This window comes from Alistipes sp. Marseille-P5061 (assembly GCF_900290115.1).
Classification (GTDB): Bacteria; Bacteroidota; Bacteroidia; order Bacteroidales; family Rikenellaceae; genus Alistipes; species Alistipes excrementigallinarum.
In genome coordinates, this window is record NZ_LT985750.1 from 153201 (window position 1) to 177941 (window position 24741).

14 protein-coding genes and 3 rRNA genes are annotated in these 24741 nt (G+C 61.5%); 15 read left to right on the forward strand and 2 right to left on the reverse strand.

What is annotated here, in order from left to right; genetic code table 11:
* Window positions 1-200 precede the first annotated feature (200 nt).
* Both C8267_RS07630 and murA read right to left on the reverse strand, forming a co-directional pair.
* Window positions 201-770, reverse strand: coding sequence for a thymidine kinase (locus C8267_RS07630; RefSeq protein WP_087362776.1), 570 nt, complete (start codon window positions 768-770; stop codon window positions 201-203).
* Between the two features lie 53 nt (window positions 771-823).
* Entirely contained in the window at window positions 824-2140 is a 1317-nt protein-coding gene (gene murA / locus C8267_RS07635) for a UDP-N-acetylglucosamine 1-carboxyvinyltransferase (RefSeq protein WP_106634262.1), read from the reverse strand.
* Between the two features lie 157 nt (window positions 2141-2297).
* Between murA and rpmH the strand changes: the two genes are divergently transcribed.
* The 15 genes from rpmH to C8267_RS07710 all read left to right on the forward strand — a co-directional run bounded on the left by rpmH (window position 2298) and on the right by C8267_RS07710 (window position 24580).
* A complete protein-coding gene (gene rpmH, locus C8267_RS07640; RefSeq protein WP_087362774.1) occupies window positions 2298-2459 on the forward strand; it encodes a 50S ribosomal protein L34 in 162 nt (53 codons plus the stop codon).
* Window positions 2460-2739: 280 nt separating this feature from the next.
* A complete protein-coding gene (locus C8267_RS07645; protein ID WP_106634263.1) occupies window positions 2740-3330 on the forward strand; it encodes a GNAT family N-acetyltransferase in 591 nt (196 codons plus the stop codon).
* 91 nt (window positions 3331-3421) lie between these two features.
* Window positions 3422-3919 carry a GNAT family N-acetyltransferase gene (locus tag C8267_RS07650; protein WP_087362772.1) on the forward strand — a complete coding sequence of 166 codons (498 nt, stop codon included), beginning with the start codon at window positions 3422-3424 and terminating at the stop codon, window positions 3917-3919.
* A gap of 1010 nt (window positions 3920-4929) precedes the next feature.
* Window positions 4930-6457 (forward strand): 16S ribosomal RNA (locus C8267_RS07655).
* A gap of 183 nt (window positions 6458-6640) precedes the next feature.
* A 23S ribosomal RNA gene (locus tag C8267_RS07660) occupies window positions 6641-9511 on the forward strand.
* An 89-nt stretch (window positions 9512-9600) separates the two neighbouring features.
* Window positions 9601-9714 (forward strand): 5S ribosomal RNA (gene rrf / locus C8267_RS07665).
* The 16S, 23S and 5S rRNA genes sit together here, the layout of an rRNA operon.
* 386 nt (window positions 9715-10100) lie before the next feature.
* The gene (locus C8267_RS07670) at window positions 10101-10673 is read left to right on the forward strand and encodes an RNA polymerase sigma-70 factor (protein ID WP_158699760.1); all 573 of its coding nucleotides are present in this window, start codon (window positions 10101-10103) and stop codon (window positions 10671-10673) included.
* 65 nt (window positions 10674-10738) lie between these two features.
* Window positions 10739-11794 (forward strand): FecR domain-containing protein, encoded by a 1056-nt coding sequence (locus C8267_RS07675; RefSeq protein WP_106634264.1) that lies wholly within the window; start codon window positions 10739-10741, stop codon window positions 11792-11794.
* A gap of 441 nt (window positions 11795-12235) precedes the next feature.
* The gene (locus C8267_RS07680; protein ID WP_106634265.1) at window positions 12236-15583 is read left to right on the forward strand and encodes a SusC/RagA family TonB-linked outer membrane protein; all 3348 of its coding nucleotides are present in this window, start codon (window positions 12236-12238) and stop codon (window positions 15581-15583) included.
* A 12-nt stretch (window positions 15584-15595) separates the two neighbouring features.
* The gene (locus tag C8267_RS07685) at window positions 15596-17167 is read left to right on the forward strand and encodes a RagB/SusD family nutrient uptake outer membrane protein (protein ID WP_106634420.1); all 1572 of its coding nucleotides are present in this window, start codon (window positions 15596-15598) and stop codon (window positions 17165-17167) included.
* 21 nt (window positions 17168-17188) lie between these two features.
* Window positions 17189-18229: a glycoside hydrolase family 18 gene (locus C8267_RS07690; RefSeq protein ID WP_106634266.1), complete on the forward strand. Its 1041-nt coding sequence runs from the start codon at window positions 17189-17191 to the stop codon at window positions 18227-18229.
* 6 nt (window positions 18230-18235) lie between these two features.
* Window positions 18236-19465, forward strand: a complete 1230-nt coding sequence (locus C8267_RS07695; protein WP_106634267.1) for a DUF1735 and LamG domain-containing protein — start codon at window positions 18236-18238, stop codon at window positions 19463-19465.
* A gap of 39 nt (window positions 19466-19504) precedes the next feature.
* Entirely contained in the window at window positions 19505-20896 is a 1392-nt protein-coding gene (locus C8267_RS07700; RefSeq protein ID WP_158699761.1) for a BT_3987 domain-containing protein, read from the forward strand.
* 79 nt (window positions 20897-20975) lie between these two features.
* Complete coding sequence (locus C8267_RS07705; protein WP_158699762.1) at window positions 20976-22511, forward strand: BACON domain-containing protein; 1536 nt, start codon at window positions 20976-20978, stop codon at window positions 22509-22511.
* A 275-nt stretch (window positions 22512-22786) separates the two neighbouring features.
* Window positions 22787-24580, forward strand: coding sequence for a DUF4091 domain-containing protein (locus C8267_RS07710; RefSeq protein WP_234025730.1), 1794 nt, complete (start codon window positions 22787-22789; stop codon window positions 24578-24580).
* Window positions 24581-24741: the final 161 nt, after the last annotated feature.

Consider the following 24741-nt stretch of genomic DNA (forward strand, 5'->3'; position numbering starts at 1 on the left):
GGTCGCCGTCTCTTTATGTTGTGTCCCGAGGGGTGGCGGGGGCCTCTGCGTGCCGACTGCGTGCCGGCTGCGGTGTCGGGGTGCGGCGTCGGGGGTGCGGCGTTGGCTCTGTCTGCCGGGAGCGGCTGCGGCGTCGGGGGTGCGGCGTCGGCTCTGGCTGCCGGTCCCGGATGCAGCGACCCCTTGTCCGGCCGCGTCGGCTACTCCGACTCGGTGAGCGCCCGGAAGCAGTGGCGGCAGAGCGGCTCGTAGGAGTCCTGCGCCCCGAGCATCACCTGCTTGTCGTCGGCCGTCAGGCGGTGGGAGTGGTGGGCCAGGTTGCCGCAGCGGACGCAGATGGCGTGCACCTTGGTCACATACTCGGCCGTGGCCATCAGCTCGGGCATCGGCCCGAAGGGCTTGCCCGTGTAGTCCATGTCGAGCCCCGCCACGATGACGCGGATGCCGCTGTCGGCCAGCTTGCGGCAGACGTCGACAATCCCCTCGTCGAAGAACTGCGCCTCGTCGATGCCCACCACGTCGACCTCCGACGACATGAGCAGGATGTTCTGCGCCGTGTCTACGGGTGTCGAACGGATGGCGTTGGCGTCGTGCGAGACGACCTCCTCCTCCGAGTAGCGCACGTCGATGCGCGGTTTGTAGATTTCAACCTTCTGGTGGGCGAACTGCGCCCGTTTGAGGCGGCGGATGAGCTCCTCGGTCTTGCCCGAGAACATCGAGCCGCAGATGACTTCAATCCAGCCCTTGCGGCTGGCGTTTTCCAAAAACATAGGGGGTGTAACTTCTTGTATCTATGGGTTGTGTCGCATCGTCGGGCGCTGCGCTACTGGCAGTCGTCGATGCGGGTGATGCGTGCGCCGAGGGCGTTGAGCCGCAGGTCGATGTCCTTGTATCCGCGGTCAATCTGGCCGACGTTCTGAATCGTCGAGACGCCGTCGGCCGACATGGCGGCGATGAGCAGCGCCACGCCGGCGCGGATGTCGGGCGAGGTCATGCGCGTGGCCCTCAGCCGGATGCGGTGGTCGTGGCCGATGACCGTGGCGCGGTGCGGGTCGCAGAGGATAATCTGCGCCCCCATGTCGATGAGCTTGTCGACGAAGAAGAGGCGGCTCTCGAACATCTTCTGGTGGATGAGCACGGCGCCCTTGGCCTGGGTGGCCACCACGAGGAATATCGAAAGCAGGTCGGGGGTGAGTCCCGGCCACGGCGCGTCGGCGATGGTCATGATGGAGCCGTCGAGGAAGGTGTCGATGCTGTAGTGCTCCTGGGCGGGGATGTAGATGTCGTCGCCCCGCTGCTCGAAGCGGATGCCCATGCGGGCGAACTGGGCGGGGATGATGCCCAGGTTGTCGTAGGAGACGTTCTTGATGGTGAGCTCCGACTGGGTCATGGCGGCCATGCCGATGAAACTGCCCACCTCAATCATGTCGGGGAGCATCGTGTGTTCGGTGCCTCCGAGCGCCTCGACCCCCTCGATGGTGAGCAGGTTGGAGGCGATGCCCGAGATGCGGGCGCCCATGCGGTTGAGCATGCGGCAGAGCTGCTGGATGTAGGGTTCGCAGGCGGCGTTGTAGATGCGTGTGGTTCCCTTGGCCAGCACGGCGGCCATGATGATGTTGGCCGTACCGGTCACCGAGGCCTCGTCGAGCAGCATGTAGGTGCCCTGCAGGTCGGCGCCCTCGACCATGAAGAATTCGTCGGCGATGTCGAAGTTGAACTTCGCGCCGAGCTTCTGGAAGCCGAGGAAGTGGGTGTCGAGCCGGCGCCGTCCGATTTTGTCGCCTCCCGGCTTGGGGATGAAGCCCCTGCCGAAGCGGCCGAGCATGGGGCCGATGAGCATCACCGAACCGCGCAGACGTGCGCAGCGGTTGCGGTAGTCCTCCGAACGCAGGTAGTCGAAATCGATATCGGCGGCACGGAACGCGCAGGCGTCCTCCGAGAGCCACTCGACCTCGACGCCCATGCATCCGAGCAGCTCGATGAGCTGGAGTACGTCGAGGATGCGCGGGATGTTGCGCACGACGACCCGCTGGGGGGTGAGCAGCGTTGCGCAGAGGATTTCAAGGGCCTCGTTCTTTGCGCCCTGGGGGGTGATTTCACCGTGGAGGCGGTGTCCGCCTTCTACCTGGAATATGGCCATAGTCTCGCTATTTTTCGATAAAGATAGGAAGAATTCGGCGCTTTTCCCCCGAACCGGAAGAAATATTTTCCGGAAAAATTTTTGCGGATAACTTTTTTGTTGTACTTTTGCAGTCCGTAAAATAGTCTAAAACAATAAAAACTATACAGCTATGGCAATGAAGAGAACATACCAGCCCTCGCGCCGGAAGAGAATCAATAAGCATGGTTTCCGTCAGCGTATGGCTACGGCCAACGGACGCAAGGTTCTGGCGGCCCGTCGTGCCAAGGGACGTAAGAAGCTCACCGTTTCGGACGAGTCGACGTTCAAGTACGCTTAATTGCGGAAATGCGGTTACGCTGGGCCGGCTGTTTCGACAGTCGGCCTTTGTCGTTTTGGGGTGGCAACTCGTTTCGTGCCCGCCGCTCCCTATGTGCTGCCGCTTCCTAAGCCGGGCGCTTCCCGGGTGCCGGCGTGCTGTGCCGGCCGCTGCATTTTGTGAGCCTGTCGCTCCCGGTGCTCGCCGCCGTGCGCGCCGCTGCGGGGGCGCCTATGGCTGCCTCGCCATGCCCCGTGCGGGCAGCAGTCCGTTTTCCCCGCCTGAAAACATCCGACCTCCGATGGACGAATTCCCGAACAGCAACTCCGACTCCGGTGCCGTCATCTGCACCGGGCGCCTTCGTCTGCGTCCGTGGCGCGAATCGGACGCGGCCGAGCTCTATGCCCTGGCCAGCGACCGGCGCATCGGTCCGGCGGCGGGGTGGCTGCCTCACCGGAGTGTGGCCGAGAGCCTCCTGGTTATCCGTGTGGTCTTCTCGGCTCCCGAGACCTATGCCGTCGAACTGCTCGAGACGGGACGGGTCGTGGGGTGCGTCGGGTTGCTCTTCCCCGAGCGGAGCAACTTTCCCATCGGTCCGCGCGATGCCGAGGTGGGCTATTGGCTCGGTACGCCCTATTGGGGGCGCGGGCTGATTCCCGAGGCGGTGCGCGCACTCATCCGCAGGGCTTTCCGTACGTTGGAGCTCGAGAACCTCTGGTGCGGTTGCTACGAGGACAACCGCAATTCGCTGCGGGTGCAGCAGAAGTGCGGCTTCCGTCCCCACCACGAGCTTCGCGACCACCTCAGCGAGGTGACGGGCGAGCGCCGCACGGAGCTGGTCCGGCGCATTACGCGTGACGAGTGGCTGCAATTTCCCGACCGCGACCGATAATATTCCGCTCCGTTCCTCCGTTGTCTGTTATAAAAAGGTGCCCCTCCCTCCTTGGGCCGGATGCCGACCTCCACGTAAAAACCGCACACCGATGATATCGATTCGACCTGCCGCCGAGAGCGACGCTCCGCTGATTCGCCGCCTTGCCGAGGTGGCCTTCCCGGCTACCTACCGCGAAATTCTGACCCCCGCCCAGCTGGACTACATGATGGAGTGGATGTATGGTGCGGAGAGCCTCCGCAACCAGTTCCGCGAGGGGCACGCCTACTTCATCGCCTCGTGCGACGGGACTCCGTGCGGCTACGTCTCGGTGCAGCGCGAGGGTGAGGAGCTCTTCCACCTCCAGAAGATTTACGTCCTGCCCGACTTCCAGGGACGGGGCGTGGGTGCCGCCCTCTTCCGTCAGGCCGTGGAGTATATCCGCAGCCAGCATCCGGCGCCCTGCCGCATGGAGCTCAACGTCAACCGCCACAACCGGGCGCTTCACTTCTACGAGCGGATGGGGATGCGGAAGCTGCGCGAGGGGGACTTCCCGATTGGCAACGGCTACTACATGAACGATTACATCATGGGGCTCGACATCCGTTAGCGCTCCGCCGCCGGTCGTTCGTCCTTTTTTGCCCTCTTCGGCCTCTGAGCTCTGCCTTTGCGGAGCTTTTTTTGTGGCTTTTTCTCTCGGCGGAGTTCCGGTTTCGCCCGATTCGGCGAGGCCGTTTCGGGGGGGGTTCGGACCATACCTTATATATATAAGGGTCTCCGCCTCCGTTTTTGTCCTGCGTCGAGGCCGAATCCGTCTCGGCGTTTCGCCCTCTGGAGGCTGCCTGCCTCCTTCAGGGGGCTGAATCTTCGGGCGGTTCGGTCTCCCTGTAAGATTTTCCTCCTCTTTTTTCGAAAAAAAAGAGGAGCGAACAGCTCCTCTCCGGAGGGCTCATCTTCCTGCTTTCTGTTGTTTCGGTCTCCGTCGGAGCCGCTTTTTTCGGTCCGAGGAGCCCTTCGTCCGAACTTTTTTCGGGAAAATCACCCCTCCTTTCGGGGGTGGCGAACCGCCTTTCGGAGCTCCTGCTGTCGGAGGTCCGTGCGTGGGGGAGTTGTCCGCCGGCCCGCCCGAGGGGTGTTATTCGCCTGCGGCCCCCTGAGGGCTGAGTTTTCGGCTGAAATGTAAATTGCAGATTTACAGCACTGTTGTGAATTCGGCAAAAAAATATTCAAAAAAATCTTTAAAAAGTTTGTAAAAAAGCTAAAAAAGTCTTTATCTTTGCACCCGCTTTGAGAGAGAAACCCACGAGGGTTTGGAACTTGAGGCGGGAGCAAGGTTCTTTCGAATATCCGGTCTGATTCGGGGTTTGAAAAAAACATCGAAAAAGATTTGGAGGTTTCAAAAAAAGGAATTACCTTTGCACCACTTTCCCACTAAAAACTGGGACGGTTCACCGAGGGGCCGACAAGGCCGGCGGGGGACTGAAAAAAGAGAAAGTTCTTTATAGCAATATAGGAACGGTGTTCTTTGAAGTATTTGAGCAGCTAAAGTTTATCCACTCTTCGGAGTGATTTCAAACAATACCTTTGAGATAGAGCTAAAGATTTAACAAAACATTTTTTACAATGGAGAGTTTGATCCTGGCTCAGGATGAACGCTAGCGGCAGGCTTAACACATGCAAGTCGAGGGGCAGCGAGATTGAAGCTTGCTTCAATTGTCGGCGACCGGCGGACGGGTGCGTAACGCGTATGCAACCTACCCATAACAGGGGGATAACACTGAGAAATTGGTACTAATGCCCCATAACATCTCGAGTGGCATCACTTGGGGTTGAAAGCTGCGGTGGTTATGGATGGGCATGCGTTGTATTAGCTAGTTGGAGAGGTAACGGCTCACCAAGGCGACGATACATAGGGGGACTGAGAGGTTAACCCCCCACATTGGTACTGAGACACGGACCAAACTCCTACGGGAGGCAGCAGTGAGGAATATTGGTCAATGGACGGAAGTCTGAACCAGCCATGCCGCGTGCAGGATGACGGCTCTATGAGTTGTAAACTGCTTTTGTACGAGGGTAAACCCGAATACGTGTATTCGGCTGAAAGTATCGTACGAATAAGGATCGGCTAACTCCGTGCCAGCAGCCGCGGTAATACGGAGGATCCAAGCGTTATCCGGATTTATTGGGTTTAAAGGGTGCGTAGGCGGTCAGATAAGTTAGAGGTGAAATTCCGGTGCTTAACACCGGCGCTGCCTCTAATACTGTTTGACTAGAGAGTAGTTGCGGTAGGCGGAATGTATGGTGTAGCGGTGAAATGCTTAGAGATCATACAGAACACCGATTGCGAAGGCAGCTTACCAAGCTATATCTGACGTTGAGGCACGAAAGCGTGGGGAGCAAACAGGATTAGATACCCTGGTAGTCCACGCAGTAAACGATGATAACTCGTTGTCGGCGATACAATGTCGGTGACTAAGCGAAAGCGATAAGTTATCCACCTGGGGAGTACGTTCGCAAGAATGAAACTCAAAGGAATTGACGGGGGCCCGCACAAGCGGAGGAACATGTGGTTTAATTCGATGATACGCGAGGAACCTTACCCGGGCTTGAAAGTTAGTGACGGACTTGGAAACAAGTCTTCCCTTCGGGGCACGAAACTAGGTGCTGCATGGTTGTCGTCAGCTCGTGCCGTGAGGTGTCGGGTTAAGTCCCATAACGAGCGCAACCCCTACCGTTAGTTGCCATCAGGTAAAGCTGGGCACTCTAGCGGGACTGCCGGTGTAAGCCGAGAGGAAGGTGGGGATGACGTCAAATCAGCACGGCCCTTACGTCCGGGGCTACACACGTGTTACAATGGTAGGTACAGAGGGCAGCTACCCTGCGAAGGGATGCGAATCTCGAAAGCCTATCTCAGTTCGGATTGGAGGCTGAAACCCGCCTCCATGAAGTTGGATTCGCTAGTAATCGCGCATCAGCCATGGCGCGGTGAATACGTTCCCGGGCCTTGTACACACCGCCCGTCAAGCCATGGGAGCTGGGGGTGCCTGAAGTTCGTGACCGCAAGGAGCGACCTAGGGCAAAACCGGTAACTGGGGCTAAGTCGTAACAAGGTAGCCGTACCGGAAGGTGCGGCTGGAACACCTCCTTTCTGGAGCTTGTTTCAAAGGTAAGCTGCTCTGAACTTCAAAGACACGCTACAACAGCACCGCTTTAGGCGTAGGTTCGAACCGAGTGCTGTTCATGAGGAACGCAAGTTCCGAAGTTCTTTGACATGATTGAGGTTATGAGATAAGGCCTCCCGAGAACGCAATAGGGTTTTCGGGAAGGAAGAAAGAAAGTAATGAAGGGCGTATGGGGAATGCCTAGGCTCTTGGAGGCGACGAAGGACGTGGTAAGCTGCGAAAAGCTCCGGGGATTTGCAAACAAGAATTGATCCGGAGATCTCCGAATGGGACAACCCGGCAGGTAGAAGACCTGTCACACGAAAGTGGGCCAACCCTCTGAACTGAAACATCTTAGTAGGAGGAGGAAAAGAAAGAAACATCGATTTCCAAAGTAGCGGCGAGCGAAATGGAAGGAGCCCAAACCGTATTTGTTACGGCAAATGCGGGGTAGTAGGACTGCAATATTCAAGTGACTGAGAACTGGAATGATTTGGAAAGGTCGTCCATAGAGAGTGAAAGGCTCGTACAGGCAATCAAGTCATGCGATAGCGGTATCCTGAGTAGGGCGGGACACGAGGAATCCTGTCTGAATTCGCCGGGACCACCCGGTAAGGCTAAATACTCCCAAGAGACCGATAGTGAACCAGTACTGTGAAGGAAAGGTGAAAAGTACCCCGAACAGGGGAGTGAAAAAGAACCTGAAACCATACGCTTACAACCTGTCGGAGCGGCTTTGTGCCGTGACGGCGTGCCTATTGAATAATGAGCCTACGAGTTACTAATCACTGGCGAGGTTAAGTGACAGGAGTCACGGAGCCGAAGCGAAAGCGAGTCTGAACAGGGCGGCTAGTCAGTGGTTGTAGACGCGAAACCTTGCGATCTACCCTTGAGCAGGATGAAGGTTGGGTAACACCAACTGGAGGTCCGCACGAATAAGCGTTGAAAAGCTTCTCGATGACTTGAGGGTAGGGGTGAAAGGCTAATCAAGCTGGGAAATAGCTCGTACTCCCCGAAATGCCTTTAGGGGCAGCGTTGTAATTGAGAGTCTACCGGAGGTAGAGCTACTGATTGGATGCGGGGGCTTCACCGCCTACCAAATCCCGACAAACTCCGAATGCCGGTAGTATGATTTACAGCAGTGAGCGGCCGGGTGCTAATGTCCGGTCACAAAAGAGGAACAACTCAGACCAGCAACTAAGGTCCCCAAGAATATGCTAAGTTGAACTAACGATGTTTTGTTGCAGAGACAGCTAGGATGTTAGCTTGGAAGCAGCTATTCATTCAAAGAGTGCGTAACAGCTCACTAGTCGAGCGACAGAGCGTGGATAATAAACGGGCATCAAGCATATCACCGAAGTTCTGGACACGAAAGTGTGGTAGGGGAGCATTCCATTCGCGTTGAAGTCGGTTCGTGAGAATCGGTGGAGCGTATGGAAAAGCAAATGTAGGCATGAGTAACGATAATGCGGGAGAGTAACCCGCACACCGCAAGACCAAGGTTTCCTGATCAACGCTAATCGGATCAGGGTTAGTCGGGTCCTAAGGTTAAGCCGAAAGGCGATATCGATGGACAATCGGTTAATATTCCGATACTGACATGTGCCTCGATGGAGAGACGAAGGAACGTAAGTGCCGCCACCTGACGGAATAGGTGGTTAAAGGGTGTAGGTATAGGGACAGATTAAGAGTTAGTTCCTGCTGAGACCTGACAGTACGGAGCGGCTACGGCCAATCCGATAGTGCACCCAAGTCGACTTCCGAGAAAATCTTCTAAGTTATAGTGCATGTCACCCGTACCGTAAACCGACACAGGTGGTCGAGGAGAGTATCCTAAGGTGCTCGAGTGAATCACGGTTAAGGAACTAGGCAAATTAACCCCGTAACTTCGGGACAAGGGGTCCCTACGCAAGTAGGGCGCAGCGAAGAGGTCCAGGCGACTGTTTATCAAAAACATAGGCCTCCGCAAATTCGAAAGAAGAAGTATAGGGCCTGACACCTGCCCGGTGCTGGAAGGTTACGAGGGGATGTCATCGCAAGAGAAGCATTGAATCGAAGCCTAACTAAACGGCGGCCGTAACTATAACGCGCCAAAGGTAGCGAAGTTCCTTGTCGTGTAACTCCCGACCTGCACGAATGGTGTAACGATCTGGACACTGTCTCAACCGTGAGCTCGGTGAAATTGTAGTCCCGGTGAAGATGCCGGGTACCCGCGACGGGACGAAAAGACCCCGTGAACCTTTACTATAGCTTAACGCTGAATTTGGGTACACAATGTGTAGGATAGGCCGGAGGCTGTGAGACGGGCACGCCAGTGTTCGTGGAGCCGACGTTGAAATACGGCCCTTTGTGTATTTGAGTTCTAACCCCGCAAGGGAGACACCGTTTGGTGGGTAGTTTGACTGGGGTGGTCGCCTCCAAAAGAGTAACGGAGGCTTCCCAAGGTGCCCTCAGTACGAATGGTAACCGTACGAAGAGTGCAATAGCATAAGGGCGCTTGACTGTGAGACCTACAAGTCGACCAGGTACGAAAGTAGGGTATAGTGATCCGGTGGTTCTGTGTGGACTGGCCATCGCTCAAAGGATAAAAGGTACTCCGGGGATAACAGGCTGATCGCCGCCAAGAGCTCATATCGACGCGGCGGTTTGGCACCTCGATGTCGGCTCGTCACATCCTGGGGCTGGAGAAGGTCCCAAGGGTTCGGCTGTTCGCCGATTAAAGTGGCACGCGAGCTGGGTTCAGAACGTCGTGAGACAGTTCGGTCTCTATCTGTCGCGGGCGTAGGAAGATTGAGGGGTCCTGACTTTAGTACGAGAGGACCGAGTTGGACGAACCTCCGGTGTATCGGTTATGCTGCCAAGTGTACCGCCGAGTAGCCGCGTTCGGTTTGGATAAGCGCTGAAAGCATCTAAGCGCGAAGCCATCCCCGAGATAAGTCTTCCCTTGAGGGGCGTAGGAGACGACTACGTTGATAGGCTGCAGGTGTAAAGACAGTAATGTCAAAGCCGAGCAGTACTAATTACCCGAGAGGCTTTCTTTCGCGCACTTTATCTCATAACCGATTTATGTCAAACTTATACCGGGTGCGACGGGTTGTACCGCGAGGTACTCGCACGTAAAAACGTTCTTTTAGGTGGTTATAGCAGTGAGGTTCCACCTCTTCCCATTCCGAACAGAGAAGTTAAGCTCACTCACGCCGATGGTACTGCGGTTCTCCCGTGGGAGAGTAGGTAGCCGCCTCTTCAAGGTCAGACTCACAAGGTCTGACCTTTTTTTGTGCCCCTCGGCGAACGGCGCGCGGCGCTGGGGAGCGAGCAGAAGGAGCGGAAGTACTGCGAAGCAACCGGATGATGGCTGCAGGTTGGCCGATGAGTGGATGAAAGGAGTGGAGGCATGTATTGGCCGGTTTCATTTGGGGCTGTCAGATGCCGAAAGTTGTGGCGGGACGGCCTGGAGCGGATGGTAGAGGGCCCTCGCGGGGCCGGAAGGCTTGCCGGTGCGGGGCGCTGCTCCGCCCGGGTTCCCGTCAAGTCGTGACCGAATCAGTTTCTTTTTCGTATCTTTTCACTATCTTTGTCTTTTGCCCCGTGTGCGTTTCTTTTCGGCATACGGTCGGCCCGGATGAAGGTATGACGACTTTGACTTCGCGAGAAACGAACGATTTCGACCGTTTCGACCGCATCTACAAGGAGTATGCGGCCCGGATGGTCGTTTTTGCCCGCCGTTTTGTCTCCGACGAGTTCGCCGAGGACATCGTCCAGGATGTCTTTGTCCGCATCTGGCAGCAGGAGCGCTTCCTCATGCCCACGTCCGAGCTCCGCTCCTACCTCTACCGCAGCGTGCTGAACGGCTGCCGCAATGCAATTCGCCACGAGATGGTGGCCGACCGCTTTGCCCGGAATTCGCTCGCCGAACTGCGGCTGGGCGAGGTGGAGTATGAGCTGCGCGTGCTCGACGAGCCGCGCGATGAGCGCACCGAGCGGCTGCTCCGCTCCATCGAGGAGCTGCCGGACCGCTGCCGCGAGGTCTTTCGCCTCTCGTGGTACGACGAACTGCGGAGCGACGAAATCGCCGCGCGCCTCGGCATCTCGCGCCGCACGGTCGACGCCCAGCTCTACAAGGCGCTCCGGTTCCTGCGCGAACGGATGCGCGTGCTGCTCCTTTCGGCCCTCGCCCTCTCCCTTTTCTGCACGTTTCGATGAATTTTTTGTTGCCGGCGTAGGTAATTCGGCCGCACGGAGTGTTCTATGGGTAAAAACTGCAACCGATGAAGGAACTCTCCCCCGAGCTGGAATCCGCTCTTGTCGCCTATCTTGAAGGCGATTGCACGCCGCATGAGGCCGACCTGCTGAAGGCATGGCTCGCCGAGGATGCGGCGCATGCCGAGTTCCTCTACGGTATGAAGCACCTCTACGCCGGGCGCAGCGCTGCGTCTGAGGCCGCCCGCGTCGATGTCGACGCCCTGCGGCGCAGGCTGCTCGAGCGTCACGAATTTGCCGGTGCGACCGCTTCGGCTCCCTCCATTAAATCGATGAAAACCAATCGTCCGCGCAGAGTGTGGCTCCGCGCCGCAGGCTATGCCGCAGCCGCTGCGGCGATGCTGGTCGTGGGGCTGGTCGTCGGGCGCGGATTCGACGCGCAGCGTTCGGCCGACACCTACAACACCATCCGCGTCGATGCCGGCAGCAAGTCGCAGCTGGTGCTCGCCGACGGTACCCACGTGACGATGAAGGCCTCGTCGAGCCTGCGCTATCCCGCCTCGTTCGGCTCGGGTGCGCGCGAGGTGTGGCTCGACGGCGAGGCCTATTTCGACGTCGAACACGACGCCGAGCACCCCTTCATCGTCCACTCGCGCCGTCAGTCGGTGCGCGTCCTCGGCACCACCTTCAACGTGCAGGCCTACTCCAACGAGGAGGTCAACACCGTGACGCTGCTGAGCGGCTCGGTGGGGCTCGACCTGCTCGACAACGAGGGGCGTCTGCTCCGCACGCTCCGCCTGCACCCCAACGAGCAGTGCAGCTACGACACGAACGACGGCACCTACCGCCTCACGCCGCTCGACGCCTACGAGCGCCAGTGCTCGTGGGAGGACGGCGTCTACCGCTTCCGCGACGAGAGCCTCGACCACATTGCCGCCCGCCTGCAGAACTACTACGGCGTGCGCATCATCCTGGAGGACGAGTCGCTGGACGACATCCGCTATACGGGAACCTTCTCGCTCACGGAGCGCCTCGACGAGGTCTTCTCGATTCTCAACTACGACCACCGTCTGCACATCGTGCGCGAGGGGAATACCTTCCGCATCTCGGCGCGGCGCCGGTAGCCCGGCACCGAAGCCCGAAGACCCGAACAACCAGCCAATTGACCGATAGAACAACCGACCGATAGAACAATAGAACAATAGAACGACCAACCGATAGACGAACCGACCGACTTACCTGCAAACCAACCAATCGACCCCGGCCCGGCCAACCGACCGGCCCCGCACCGAAAACCGCACCGAAAACCGCATGCCGCGCCCGCTGCGCGGCGACTACGAATAACCGAAACCGAGACGTTGAACCTTAAACCTTTTCTGCCTATGCTCCATTGACGGACCATTCTCCCCTTTTCCCTATCCATAAAAAAAGAGACGGAGCCGGACATGCTGCGAACATTCCCCGGCTCCCGAATCACTCACAATTCGTCCACACCCGCAGGCGCCTCTTCGACGGTGTCTCGCGGCGTGCGGGTATAAACTACTCACTTAAGAGCTGTTAAATTTATGAAAAAAAATCTGAATCTTGTCGTCCTGACGCTGCTTTTCCTGCTCGTGGGCGGCAAAATGACGGTTTCGGCGCAGACCGACGCCCTCTCGCGGCGGGTCAGCGTCTCTGTGGACGGCGGTACGCTCGACGACGCCGTCGTACAGATTGAGAAACAGACGTCGCTGATGTTCTTCTACAAGACGCAGGACATCGACCCCGACCACCGCGTGACGCTCCACGCTCGTCAGGAGCCTCTGTCGACCGTGCTCGACCGTCTGGTCGAGGGGACGAAGCTCGGCTGGGAGCTCTCGGGCAACCACATCATGCTCACGCCCCGCAAGGTGGATGACCAGCCCCGCGTGGTGACGGGCCGCGTGACCGACAAGGCCGGCGTTCCGGTCATCGGCGCGACGGTCATCGTCAAGGGTACGACCGTCGGTGCCAGCACCGGGGCCGACGGCTCCTATACGCTCCAGGTTCCCGCTCCGGCCTCCGGCGCCGTGCTGCTGGCCAGCTACCTGGGCTACAACGACGCCGAGGCTGCCGTGGGCTCCCGCACGACGATTGACATCACGCTGAGCGAGTCGTCGCTCAACATGGACGCCGTCGTGGTGACGGCCCTCGGCATCAAGCGCTCCGAGAAGGCCCTCTCCTACAACGTGCAGCAGATTTCGTCGGACGACATCATCGGCAACAAGGATGTCAACTTCGTCAATGCGCTCAACGGCAAGGTGGCCGGTGTGAACATCAACGCCTCGTCGTCGGGTGTCGGCGGCGCCTCGAAGGTGGTCATGCGCGGTACGAAGGGCATCGACCAGTCGTCGAACGCCCTTTACGTCATCGACGGCGTGCCGATGTACAACCTCAGCGGTGAGGGCGGCACGGAGTTCGACTCGGCCGGTACGTCGGAGGCCGTGGCCGACATCAACCCCGAGGACATCGAGTCGGTGTCGGTGCTGACGGGTGCCGCCGCAGCGGCCCTCTACGGCAGCTACGCCTCGAACGGCGCCATCGTCATCACCACGAAGAAGGGTATGGCCGGCCGCACGACCGTCACCGTGACGAGCAACACCGAGGTGCTCTCGCCCTTCGTGATGCCCCGCTTCCAGAACCGCTACGGCACGGGCAACCTCTACGCCTCGGAGGGTCAGACGCTCATGAGCTGGGGCAGCCGCCTCCAGCCGCAGGACCGCACGGGCTACTCCCCCGCCTCGGACTACCTCCAGACGGGCGTCGTCGGCACCGAGACCGTCTCGCTCTCGACCGGTACGGACCACAACCAGACCTACCTCTCGGCTTCGGCCGTCAACTCGCGCGGCATCGTCCCCAACAACGGCTACGACCGCTACAACTTCACGGCGCGCAACACCACCTCGCTGCTCAAGGACCGCATGACCATCGACCTGAGCGCCTCCTACATCATGCAGAGCGACTGCAACATGATTAACCAGGGTACCTACGCCAACCCGCTGGTCTCGGCCTACCTCTTCCCGCGCGGCAACGACTGGAACCGTGCGCGGATGTTCGAGCGCTACGACCCCGAACGCCGCATCTACGTCCAGGACTGGGACGAATGGATTGGTGCGGGCAACCTCACGATGCAGAACCCCTACTGGATTAACTACCGCAACCTGCGCGAGAACGACCGCCGCCGCTACATGCTCAGCGCCAACATCTCCTACAAGATTCTCGACTGGCTCTCGGTATCGGGCCGCATCCGCATCGACAACTCGGTGAACAACTACACCGAGAAGTTCTACGCCACCTCGAACTCGACGCTCATCGAGGGTTCGAGCAACGGTCTGTACGGCATCACCAAGACCGAGGACCAGCAGACCTACGGCGACGTGCTGCTCAACATCAACAAGACCTTCGGCGAGGACTGGTCGCTGCAGGCCAACGTCGGTGCCATCATCTCGGACATCCGTCAGGACTCCTTCAAGAACCGCGGCCCCATCATGGAGTCGGGCATCGCCAACCTCTTCAACGTCTTCCAGCTCGACGACACGCGCGTGCGCCGCGAGCAGGCCGGCTGGCGCGAGCAGTACCAGTCGCTCTTCGCCTCGGCCGAAATCGGCTACAAGGGGACCTATTACCTCACGCTGACGGGCCGCAACGACTGGCCCTCGCAGCTGGCGGGCCCGCAGTCGGTCAAGTCGTCGTTCTTCTACCCCTCGATTGGCGCCTCGGTGGTCCTCTCGCAGCTGATTCCCAACATGCCCGAGGAGCTCTCCTACGTCAAGCTGCGCGGTTCGTGGGCCTCGGTGGGTATGCCCTTCGCACGCTTCCTGGCCAACCCCATCTACGTGTGGGACGCCGACAACAAGGTCTGGAAGACCGAGACCAACTACCCGTTCTACGACCTGAAGCCCGAGCGTACCGACTCGTGGGAGGTGGGTCTGACGATGCGCTTCCTCAAGCACTTCAACCTCGACGTCTCGTACTACAACACGAAGACCTACAACCAGACCTTCGACCCGCAGATTTCCGTCTCGTCGGGCTACTCGACCCTCTACGTGCAGACGGGTTCGGTGCGTAACCGCGGTGTCGAGCTGGCGCTGGGCTACAGCAACAAGTGGGGCAAGTTCTCGTGGAGCTCGAACTTCACCTTCAGCGCCAACCAGAACCGCATCCTCGAACTGGTCGACAACTACCGCCACCCCGAAACGGGCCAGCTCATCACCAAGGACCGGCTCGACGTGGGCGGTCTGAACCAGGCCCACTTCATCCTCAAGAAGGGGGGCTCGCTGGGTGACCTCTACTCGATTATCGACCTCAAGCGCGACGCCAACGGCCACATCTACGTCGACGAGAACAACCAAATCTACACCGTCTCGGACAACCTCGACGACATCAAGCTGGGCTCGGTCTTCCCGAAGGCCAACATGGCATGGCGCAACGACTTCAGCGTCGGCAACTTCCGCTTCGGCTTCATGGTTTCGGCGCGCATCGGCGGCATCGTCTACTCGGCCACGCAGGCCCAGCTCGACTACTACGGCGTGTCGGAGGCCTCGGCTGCGGCGCGTGACGCGGGCGGCGTGCGCATCAACGGCGGCTCGATGCTCCCGGCCTACAACTGGTACGAGGTGGTGGGCGGCAAGAACATCCCGCAGTACTACACCTACTCGGCGACGAACGTCCGCCTGCAGGAGGCCTCCATCGGCTACACCATCCCGCGCAAGAAGCTGGGCGACGTCTGCGAAATCACCCTCTCGCTCGTGGGCCGCAACCTGTGGATGCTCTACTGCAAGGCTCCGTTCGACCCCGAATCGGTGGCTACGACGGGCAACTACTACCAGGGCATCGACTACTTCATGATGCCTTCGACGCGCAACATCGGTTTCAACCTCCGGCTTAAATTCTAAAACGTCATGAACATGAACAAGATATCCATCCGCAAGGCCCTCTGCCTGCTGGCCCTCGCTCCGGCGGCGCTGCTCGGCGCCTGCACGGGCAGCTTCGAAGATATCAACACCGACCCCTATGCCGCGGGCAAGGACGACATGAACAACGACAACTACATCGTCTCGTCGATTCTGACCGGCATGCAGGGTTGGGTCATTCCGCTCGATGTCAACACGCACCAGTTCACCGACATCGTGCTGGGCGGCGCCCTGGGCGGCTACACGGCCGACTCGAACCCGGGTCTGTCGACGCGTATCGCCATCTTCAACCCGACCAACGACTGGACGCGCGTGATGCTCATCCGCGTGATTCCCGAAATCTATACGGCCTACAACAAGCTGAAGGTCAACTCGGACGACGAGGTGGCCCTGGCGCTGGCCAGCGTCATCCGCGTCTCGGCCGTGCACCGCGTGACGGACACCTACGGCCCGATTCCCTACTCGCAGATTGGCGCCGATAACGCCCTCACCTCGCCCTACGACTCGCAGGAGCAGGTCTACGACCGCCTCTTTGCCGAGCTCGACGCGGCGCTCGAGGTGCTGCGCGCCCACTCGGCCGAGAGCATCAAGGCCACCTCGGACAAGGTCTATGCGGGCAACCTCGCCAAGTGGGTCCGCTACGCCAACTCGCTCAAGCTGCGCATGGCCATGCGCCTGAGCTACGTGGCTCCGGAGAAGGCCGAGGCGAAGGTGCGCGAGGCGCTGAGCGAGGAGGCCGGCGGGGTCATCACCTCCAATGCCGACAACGCCCAGATTCCGACCCAGAACAACCCCTTCCGCGTGGTCATGTACGACTACAACGGCGGTGACTCGCGCATCTCGGCCGACATCACCTCCTACATGAACGGCTACAAGGACCCGCGCCGGGCGAAGTACTTCACCATGTCGACCTTCACGGGCGGCATCCAGAACGGCTACATCGGCCTGCGCTCGGGCATCAGCATCCCCACGCAGTCGCTTCTCTACTCGAACATGGTGGTCGACTACACCACGCCGCTCATGTGGATGAACGCCGCCGAGGTGGCCTTCCTCAAGGCCGAGGCTGCGCTGCGCGGCTGGTACGGCTCGACGGCCGACGCGCGGACGCTCTACGAGGAGGGCGTGCGCCTCTCGTTCGAGCAGTGGGGTCTGTCGGGTGACTGCGAGGCCTACCTTGCCGACGCTACGTCGCTGCCCGCCTCCTACGTCGACCCGCTGGGCAAGGAGAGCAACACGGGCGAGACGGGTGCCATCACCGTCAAGTGGGACGAGCGCGGCGACTTCGAGACCAACCTCGAGCAGATTATCACCCAGAAGTGGCTGGCCATCTTCCCCTCGGGCTTCGAGGCGTGGTGCGAGTTCCGCCGTACGGGCTATCCGCGCCTGATGCCTGCGACGAACAACCGCAGCGGCGGCGTGATTCCCCAGGGGAGCTATGCCAACCGCATGCCCTATCCCGTCGAGGAGTACCAGGAGAACAACGCGCACATCAACGAAGCACTCACGCTGCTCGGCGGTCCCGACAACATGGCGACCCGCCTGTGGTGGGACTGCAAGGTCAAATAACCCCTCATCCATAGTCAAGTCATGAAACGAACTATCAAACACATAATCTGCGGTGCCGCGCTGCTGGCGGGTGCGCTCTCGGGCGTCTCGTGCAGCGAGTGGACCGAGAACGAGAAAATCGCGGTCAAGGACCCGGTTTTCGGGGAGTCGAACCCCGAGCTCTACGCCCGTTACGTGGCCGAGCTGCGCGCCTGGAAGCAGAGCGAGCATCAGCGGACCATCGTCTGGTTCGACAACAGCAACAAGCAGCCGGCCAGCCGCGGGGGCTTCTTCTCGGATGTGCCCGACAGCGTCGACATCGTGGCGCTCAAGGCCTCCGGCCGACTGACGGCGAGCGAACTGGAGCAGGTCGCCTCGCTGCACGAGAAGGGGACCCGCGTCATCGGGGCCTTCGACTGCACGGCGCTGCTCGCCTCCGGTGAGGAGGGCGACGGAGCCGGCGAGAGCGCGGAGGGAACCTCCGACGCCGCAACGCGCCTGCGCACGGCCCTCGAGACGCGCATGGCCGAGGTGGAGGCCGATGCACTGGACGGCTTCACGCTCCGCTACGAGCCGACCGACATCACCTTCGCCACCGACGAGGAGCGCACGGCGCAGCTGGCGCTCGACGCCGTGGTGGCCGAGGCGCTCAAGGGGTGGCGCCAGCGTCATCCCGAGGCTCTGCTCCTCTTCGAGGGCACGCCCCAGTACTTCTCCGACGTGGAGGCTGCGGCGCTCTGCGACTATCTGGTGGTCCGCTGCCTCGACGCCGAGTCGGTCTACGACTTCGGCATGCGCGCCCGCCGCATGTGCGGTGTTGCGGGGCTCCCCACCGACCGCTTCGTATGGCTCGTCTCGGCCGTACCCCCCGCCTCGACCGACACGACGGGCTATCTGCTCGACGAGTCGGGTGCCTCGGTGCGCGCGCTGGGCGCTCTGGCCGAGTGGATGCTCCGTCCCGAGGAGTTCGGCAAGGCCGCCGTGGGCATCATGGACGTGCAGTACGACTACTACAACTCGACGATGATTTATCGCTACACGAAGGAGGCCATCGAGACGCTCAACCCCTCCCCTAAAAACTAAAAGGCCATGAAAAGATTCCATACAGCTCTTCTGGCAGCCTGCGCGGTGCTTCTCTCGCTGACGGGCTGCAACAAGAAACCGGCCCCCTTCGGGGATTTCGACAACAAGGTCTACATCGACCAGAACACGAGCGTGACCACGCTGCTGGTCAAGCAGTCGGCCACGACCGACGAGCGTTCGTTCCACGCGGCGACCCCCAAACCGGTCGAGCGTGAGGTGAAACTTCTCTTCGAAGCCGACGAGTCGCTCGTGGCGGAGTATAACCGCTTCTACGGCGAGCAGGCAGAGATGCTTCCCGCAACCTACTTCGAGGTGACGGGCGGCGAGACCTCGATAGCCGCCGGCTCGACGCGTTCGGCCGACGTGACGGTGCGCTTCCACGACCTGGGGCAGCTCGACACGCGTTCGCTCCACGTGCTGCCCGTCACGCTGCGTTCGGCCGAGGGCATCGCCGTGCTGGAGAGCGCCCGCACGCTCTACTACGTGCTGCGCGGCGCCGCCATCATCAACGTGGTGGCCGACCTCGAGGACAGCAACTACATCGCCTTCGACAAGGTGCTCGACGGACAGAGCGCATCGTCGAAGGTGCTCAACGGACTGAACACCCTGACGATGGAGGCGCTCGTCCGCTGCCACGACTATGTGCTCGAACCGGGCATCAAGACCGTGATGGGCATCGAGGGCCACTGCCTGATTCGTATCAGCGACAACGGCCTGGCCCCCAACCAGCTGCAGGTGGTCCTGCCGACCTCCTACGGCGGAGGCACCAACTTCACGGAGGCCTCGACCTGCCTCATCCCGGCCAACGAGTGGACCCACATCGCCGTGACGTGCGACGTGGCCGCCGGCCGCGTGGTGGTCTACATCAACGGCGAGGTGGCGCTCGACAAGAGCGGCAACTCCTTCTCGGCCATCAACCTGGGCCAGCCCAAGAACGATGCGCAGGGCAAGGCGCACTACTTCAACATCGGCTACTCCTACGCCTCGGGCCGCGAGCTCCACGGAGAAATCTGCGAGTGCCGCATCTGGAACGTGGTGCGCACGCAGGAGGAGATTGCCTCGCACGTCTACGAGGTCGACCCCGCCAGCGAGGGGCTGGTGGCCTACTGGAAATTCGACGAGGGTACGGGCGACACCATCCGCGACCAGACGGGCAACGGCAACAACGGTACGGCCGACAGCCCGCTGAAGTGGACCGAGGTATCGCTGCCCGAAACCGCCCCCGATGCCAACTAATCTACTGACTTACAAAAACTGGAATTCGTTATGAACCACATGAAGAATATGCGATGGGGAGTTCTGGCTGCCATCTGCGCCACGGCGCTGGTGTCGTGCGCCGAGGATGACATCATCCCCAACGGAATCGACGAGGGGCGCATCGACCCCGTCGGCGAGTGTCTGTGCACGGTCTACAACCCGCAGGGTGCCGCCGGCGCCACGCTGCAGCTCTACACCGAGCCGGTGTCGGGCGAGGTGCAGGTGGTGCTGAGCTCGGCCGCGGGCCGTGCCGTCGACCTCAAGTTCACCTACGACCCCACGGTGCTCGAGGCCTACAACGAGGCCCATGCCACCTCCTTCGAGGCGGTTCCGGCCCAGGCCGTCGAGCTCGAGGCCGACGGAGCGCTGCTCGTAGGCCCCAAGAGCACCCGTTCGGAGCTGCTGCGCGTGAGCGTGCGGCCCGACGAGGCGATGAGCGAGGGGAAGAGCTACGCCCTGCCGCTGCGCCTGAGCAGCCCGACCGAGGGGGTTACCGTCTCCTCGACGGAGGGCTCCTACATCTTCTGGGTGCAGGTGCGCGGCGAGCACCCCTCGACGCAGAAGAGCACGGGCTTCATCACCGTATGCTACGTCGAGGTCAACGAGAACAACCCGCTCAACGCCCTGGAGTGGAGCTGCAAGGCGAGCGGCAAACCGCTCTTCGACATCGTCAACATCTTTGCGGCCAACATCAACTGGCTCGAGGAGGAGAAGCGCGTGGGTGTGGTGCTCAACCCCAACGTGCGCCATATCCTCGACAACCGTGACATCTACATCAAGCCGCTGCAGGATGCCGGCATGCGCGTGAGCCTGACGATTCTGGGCAACGGCGACGGCTCGGGCGTGGCCAACCTCTCGGATGCCGCGGCGCACCAGTTCGCCCAGGAGCTGAAGTCGATTGTCGAGACCTATGGGCTCGACGGCGTCGACTTCGACGACGAGTACTCGCAGTACGAGGCGCACCTCTCGCAGCTCTGGCCCGGGTGCGTGACCTACGGGCCCGGCCCCTATGCGCGTCTGCTCTACGAGGTGAAGATGGCGATGCCCGACAAGCTGGTGCAGCTCTATCAGATTGGCCAGGCCAACTACGGCTTCAAGTCGGCCGTCGAGGGGGTTCGCCCGGGCGACTTCATCGACTACGCCTACTGCGACTACGACGTGCTGATGTCGCCGCCGCATCTGGGCCTCTCGCGCAGCCAGTGGGGCGAGGCGTCGCTCGACATGACCTACGGCTCGGAGTCGAACCCCGCCAACCTGCGGACCAACCGCAGCAGCGGCAACGGCGTGCAGATGGTCTACAACCTCAAGCCGGGCAACAGCCAGTTCACGCCGCTGAACGACGTGGCCAAGTACATCTACGACGACGAGGCCGTATGGTCGGGCGTGCGTCACGAGAAGGACTGGAAGTAGCCGTTAAGGCACGCTCCGCCGCGGAGGCGGAGCCGTGCCGCGCGGAAAAGCAGATTAACACGAAAAGAATCGCAACATGATGAAAAAGATATTTTGGATGTTCGCCGCCGCTCTGGCCTGGACCGGATGCAGCGACGACAACGGAGCCGAGGCTCCGGTTCCCTCCGATACGCTGACGCTGTCGGTCGAGACGCTTGCCTTCGACGCATCGGGCGCGGCGCTCGAGGGGACGAACGAAGTGACCGTAACGAGCAGCGGCGAGTGGCGTCTGGGCGGCCGCCAGCTGTGGTGCCGTCCCTCAAGCGAGGAGGGTGTGAGCGGCCAGGCGGTGAGCTTTACCGTCGAGCCCAACATCGAGCCCGAGGCGCGCGAGGTGCTCTTCACCTTCATCTGCGGCGGCGAGGAGCGCCGTCTGACGGTCACGCAGCAGGCCGCCTCGGAGTTCACGCTCAACGGCGACCGCTACACCTTCACCCCCGAGGGCGGCGAGTTCCGCCTGCGGCTCGAGTCGTCGAGCGAGACCTCGGTGCGCTTCGTGGAGGAGGTCGACTGGATTCACCAGGTCGAGACGCGCGGGTCGCTCTCGTTCTTCTACTTCGAGGTCGACGCCAATGCGACGGGCCGCAACCGCGACGCGCAGCTGGTGGTCTCCAACAAGGAGGGTGACGAGCGCACGGTGACCGTGCACCAGGAGCGCAACCTGCTGCTCGAGGTGACCGAGTCGTCGTTCGAGGTGCCGGTCGAGGGTGCCGAGCTGCGTCTGCACGTGCGGAGCAACCTGCCCTTCCGCGTCGAGCCTTCGGGCGAGTGGATTGTGCTCCAGTCGGAGCCCCTCCAGTCGGAGGAGCTGCAGGAGCAGGAGCTCGTATTCACGGTACAGCCTGCCGAGGAGCCCTTCCGTTCGGGCTTCATCTACCTGCGCACCGACGAGGCGTCGCTTGGGGCCGAGATTGCCGTCGTGCAGGGCGAGCGTCCCCAGGGCATCGAATTCCCCGACGACGCCTTCCGCCAGCTGCTCATCGATGCGGGCTACATCACGGTGCTCGACGGTACGGAGTGCCTGCTTACGGAGACGGGCGAGGCTGCAACCCAGCTGCCGGACCTCTACCGCAAGAACATCTCCTCGCTCAAGGGCATCGAGGCCTTCAAGAACCTGAAGACGCTGGCCCCCAACGGCATCGGCATGAATCCCATCAAGGAGCTCGACCTGAGCGGCAACCCCAACCTGACCGACATCAACTGGTACAGTTCGTCCAGCGGCTGGCACTCCTACATCACGCCGGCGCCGCTCGAGGTCATCAACATCGGTGACGCGCCGATTACCGACGGACGGCTCGTATTCGAGGGCCTCTACTGCACGCCCGTTTACGCCGCATCGCTCACCGTTTCGGGCGCTTCGGTCAAGATTATCGAGTTCTCGTCGAAGTACTCCTCCTACGACAAGGCCGAGTGGCTCGACGTCACGGGATGCCCCAACATCCAGAGCATCACGCTCAACAGCTACTACATCAAGACGCTCTACGTGACGGCCGAGCAGAAGAGCGCCATCGACGGAGGCCGTATCACCATTACGGACCAGAACTACTACCAGAACCTCAAGGTCGAGGTTCGGTAGCGCCGCCCGCGCGTGAAGGCGCCCGCCCCGGGCTTCGGCCCGGCGGAGGTCGCCTCCCGCAGCGGAGCACCCTTCGGCCGGGCAGCCGCCCGGCCGGGAGACAGAGCGGAGCAGCGATTCTGCGGAATCGCCGCTCCGCTCTTTTTGTGCCCGGTCTTTGTCGGAATCTGCCGGTTCCGAGCATCGGTTCCGCCGTTTTTTCATATCTTTGGAGTGCGAAGCGGCAGCGTGCCGCCCCGACCGAACATCGAATACCCGACCAACCTTCATATTCCATGCCCTCGGAACTTCACATCCCTCTGCGGCCCTCACTGCGGCCGCTTCTGTACATGCTTCTGCTCACCCTTCTGCTCGCGGCTGCGGGCTGCTCCTCGCCCGGCGCGGTTGTCACCTTCCGCGAGGCCGACGACCCCACGGCCGACACGCTGGCCGACTGGACGGCCGTCACCCCGGGGCTCAATGTCTCGTGGTGCTCCGTCGACGAACGCTACCCCCGCTCGGTTGCGCCACAGCTCGACTCCACCCGCTGCCGCCTTACGGCGTGGCGCGGCGAGCGCTGCTCGGCCCAGCTGCTGCTCTGGTCGCCCGACAGCGTGGGCGCCGTGCGCTGCACCATCGGCCGCTTCCGCGGCCGGGGCACATCGCTCCCGGCCAACGTCGCGCGGCTGCGCTTCGTGCGCTACGTGCTGACCGACGAGTTCGGCCCCGGATGCGGCTACCGCAACGACGGCGACTTTGCCGCGTCGCTCTCGCCCGACCTGCTCGACACGCTCGACCGCTTCGACCTGGAGAGCTGCACGACACGCCCCGTCTGGGTGACGCTCGACATCCCGGCCGACGCCGTCCCGGGACTCTACCGCACGACGCTCACCGTCGAGGGGCAGGGGGTTGCCCGCCGGCGCCTGGAGCTCGACCTTCAGGTGCTCGACCGGCAGCTGCCGCCGCCCGAGGCGTGGCGCTTCCACCTCGACCTGTGGCAGCATCCCGCCGCCGTGGCCCGCGTCGAGGGGGTGGAGCTCTGGAGCGACGCCCACTTCAAGGCGCTGCGTCCGCTGGTGCGGATGCTGGCCGACGCGGGGCAGAAGGTGGTGACGGCGACGCTCAACCGCGACCCCTGGAACCACCAGTGCTACGACGCCTACGACCCGATGATTCTCTGGAGCCGCCGCGCCGACGGAACGTGGCACTACGACTATACGCGCTTCGACCGCTGGGTCACCCTCTGCCGCGAGGAGGGCATCGTCGGGGCCATCAACTGCTACTCTCTGCTGCCGTGGAACAACCTGCTCGAGTACCGCGACGAGGCGAAGGGAGCGTTGTGCGAGGTCGAGGCCGACCCGGCGACGCCCCGCTTCGAGGAGTACTGGACCCCCTTCCTCCACGACTTTACGGCCCATCTCGACGAGCGGGGATGGCTGGGACTCTGCAACGTGGCCATGGACGAACGCGACCCCGAGACCATGGAGCGGGCCGTGGCGCTGCTGCGCCGCGAAGCCCCCGAGCTGGGCATCGCCCTGGCCGACAACCACGCCAGCTACCGCCGCTATGAGGATTTGGAGGATGTCTGCGTGCAGATTGACTGCCGCGTGGAAGCGTCGGAGCTCGCCCGCCGCCGGAGCGAGGGGCTGGTGACCACCTTCTACGTCTGCTGCTCGTCGGCCTTCCCCAACACCTTCACCTTCTCCCGGCCGTGGGAGGCGCTCTACATGGGGTGGTTCGCCGCGGCGGCGGGCTACGACGGCATGCTGCGCTGGGCCTACAACTCGTGGCCGGCCGACCCGCAGCGCGATTCGCGCTTCACGGCCTGGCCTGCGGGCGACACCTTCATCGTCTACCCCGGGGCGCGCTCCTCGGTGCGCTTCGAGCAGCTGCGCGAGGGGATTGAGGACTACGAGAAAATCGACCTGCTGCGCCGCGAGCTGATGGCCGACCCCTCGGCCGAGGCCGCCGCATGCCTCGACGAGCTCAACCGCACGGTGGCGCAGTTCGCCGAGCCCGACCCCGCGCGCCCGTGGCCCGAGCTGCTCGCCCGGGCCCGAGCTCTGCTCGACAGCCTCGCCGCGCGGTAGCGGAGCCGGGACCCTCTTCCCTTATGCGGACGCATGCCTCCCGAAAAGGCATGCGTCCGCTTTTTTGCGCCCGTCGGGGGATAAAAAACACCCTTTTCCAATAAATATAGGTGCCCCGATGTCCCCGTGCGGCGTGTAAACGGATTGTCACACGTTTCACA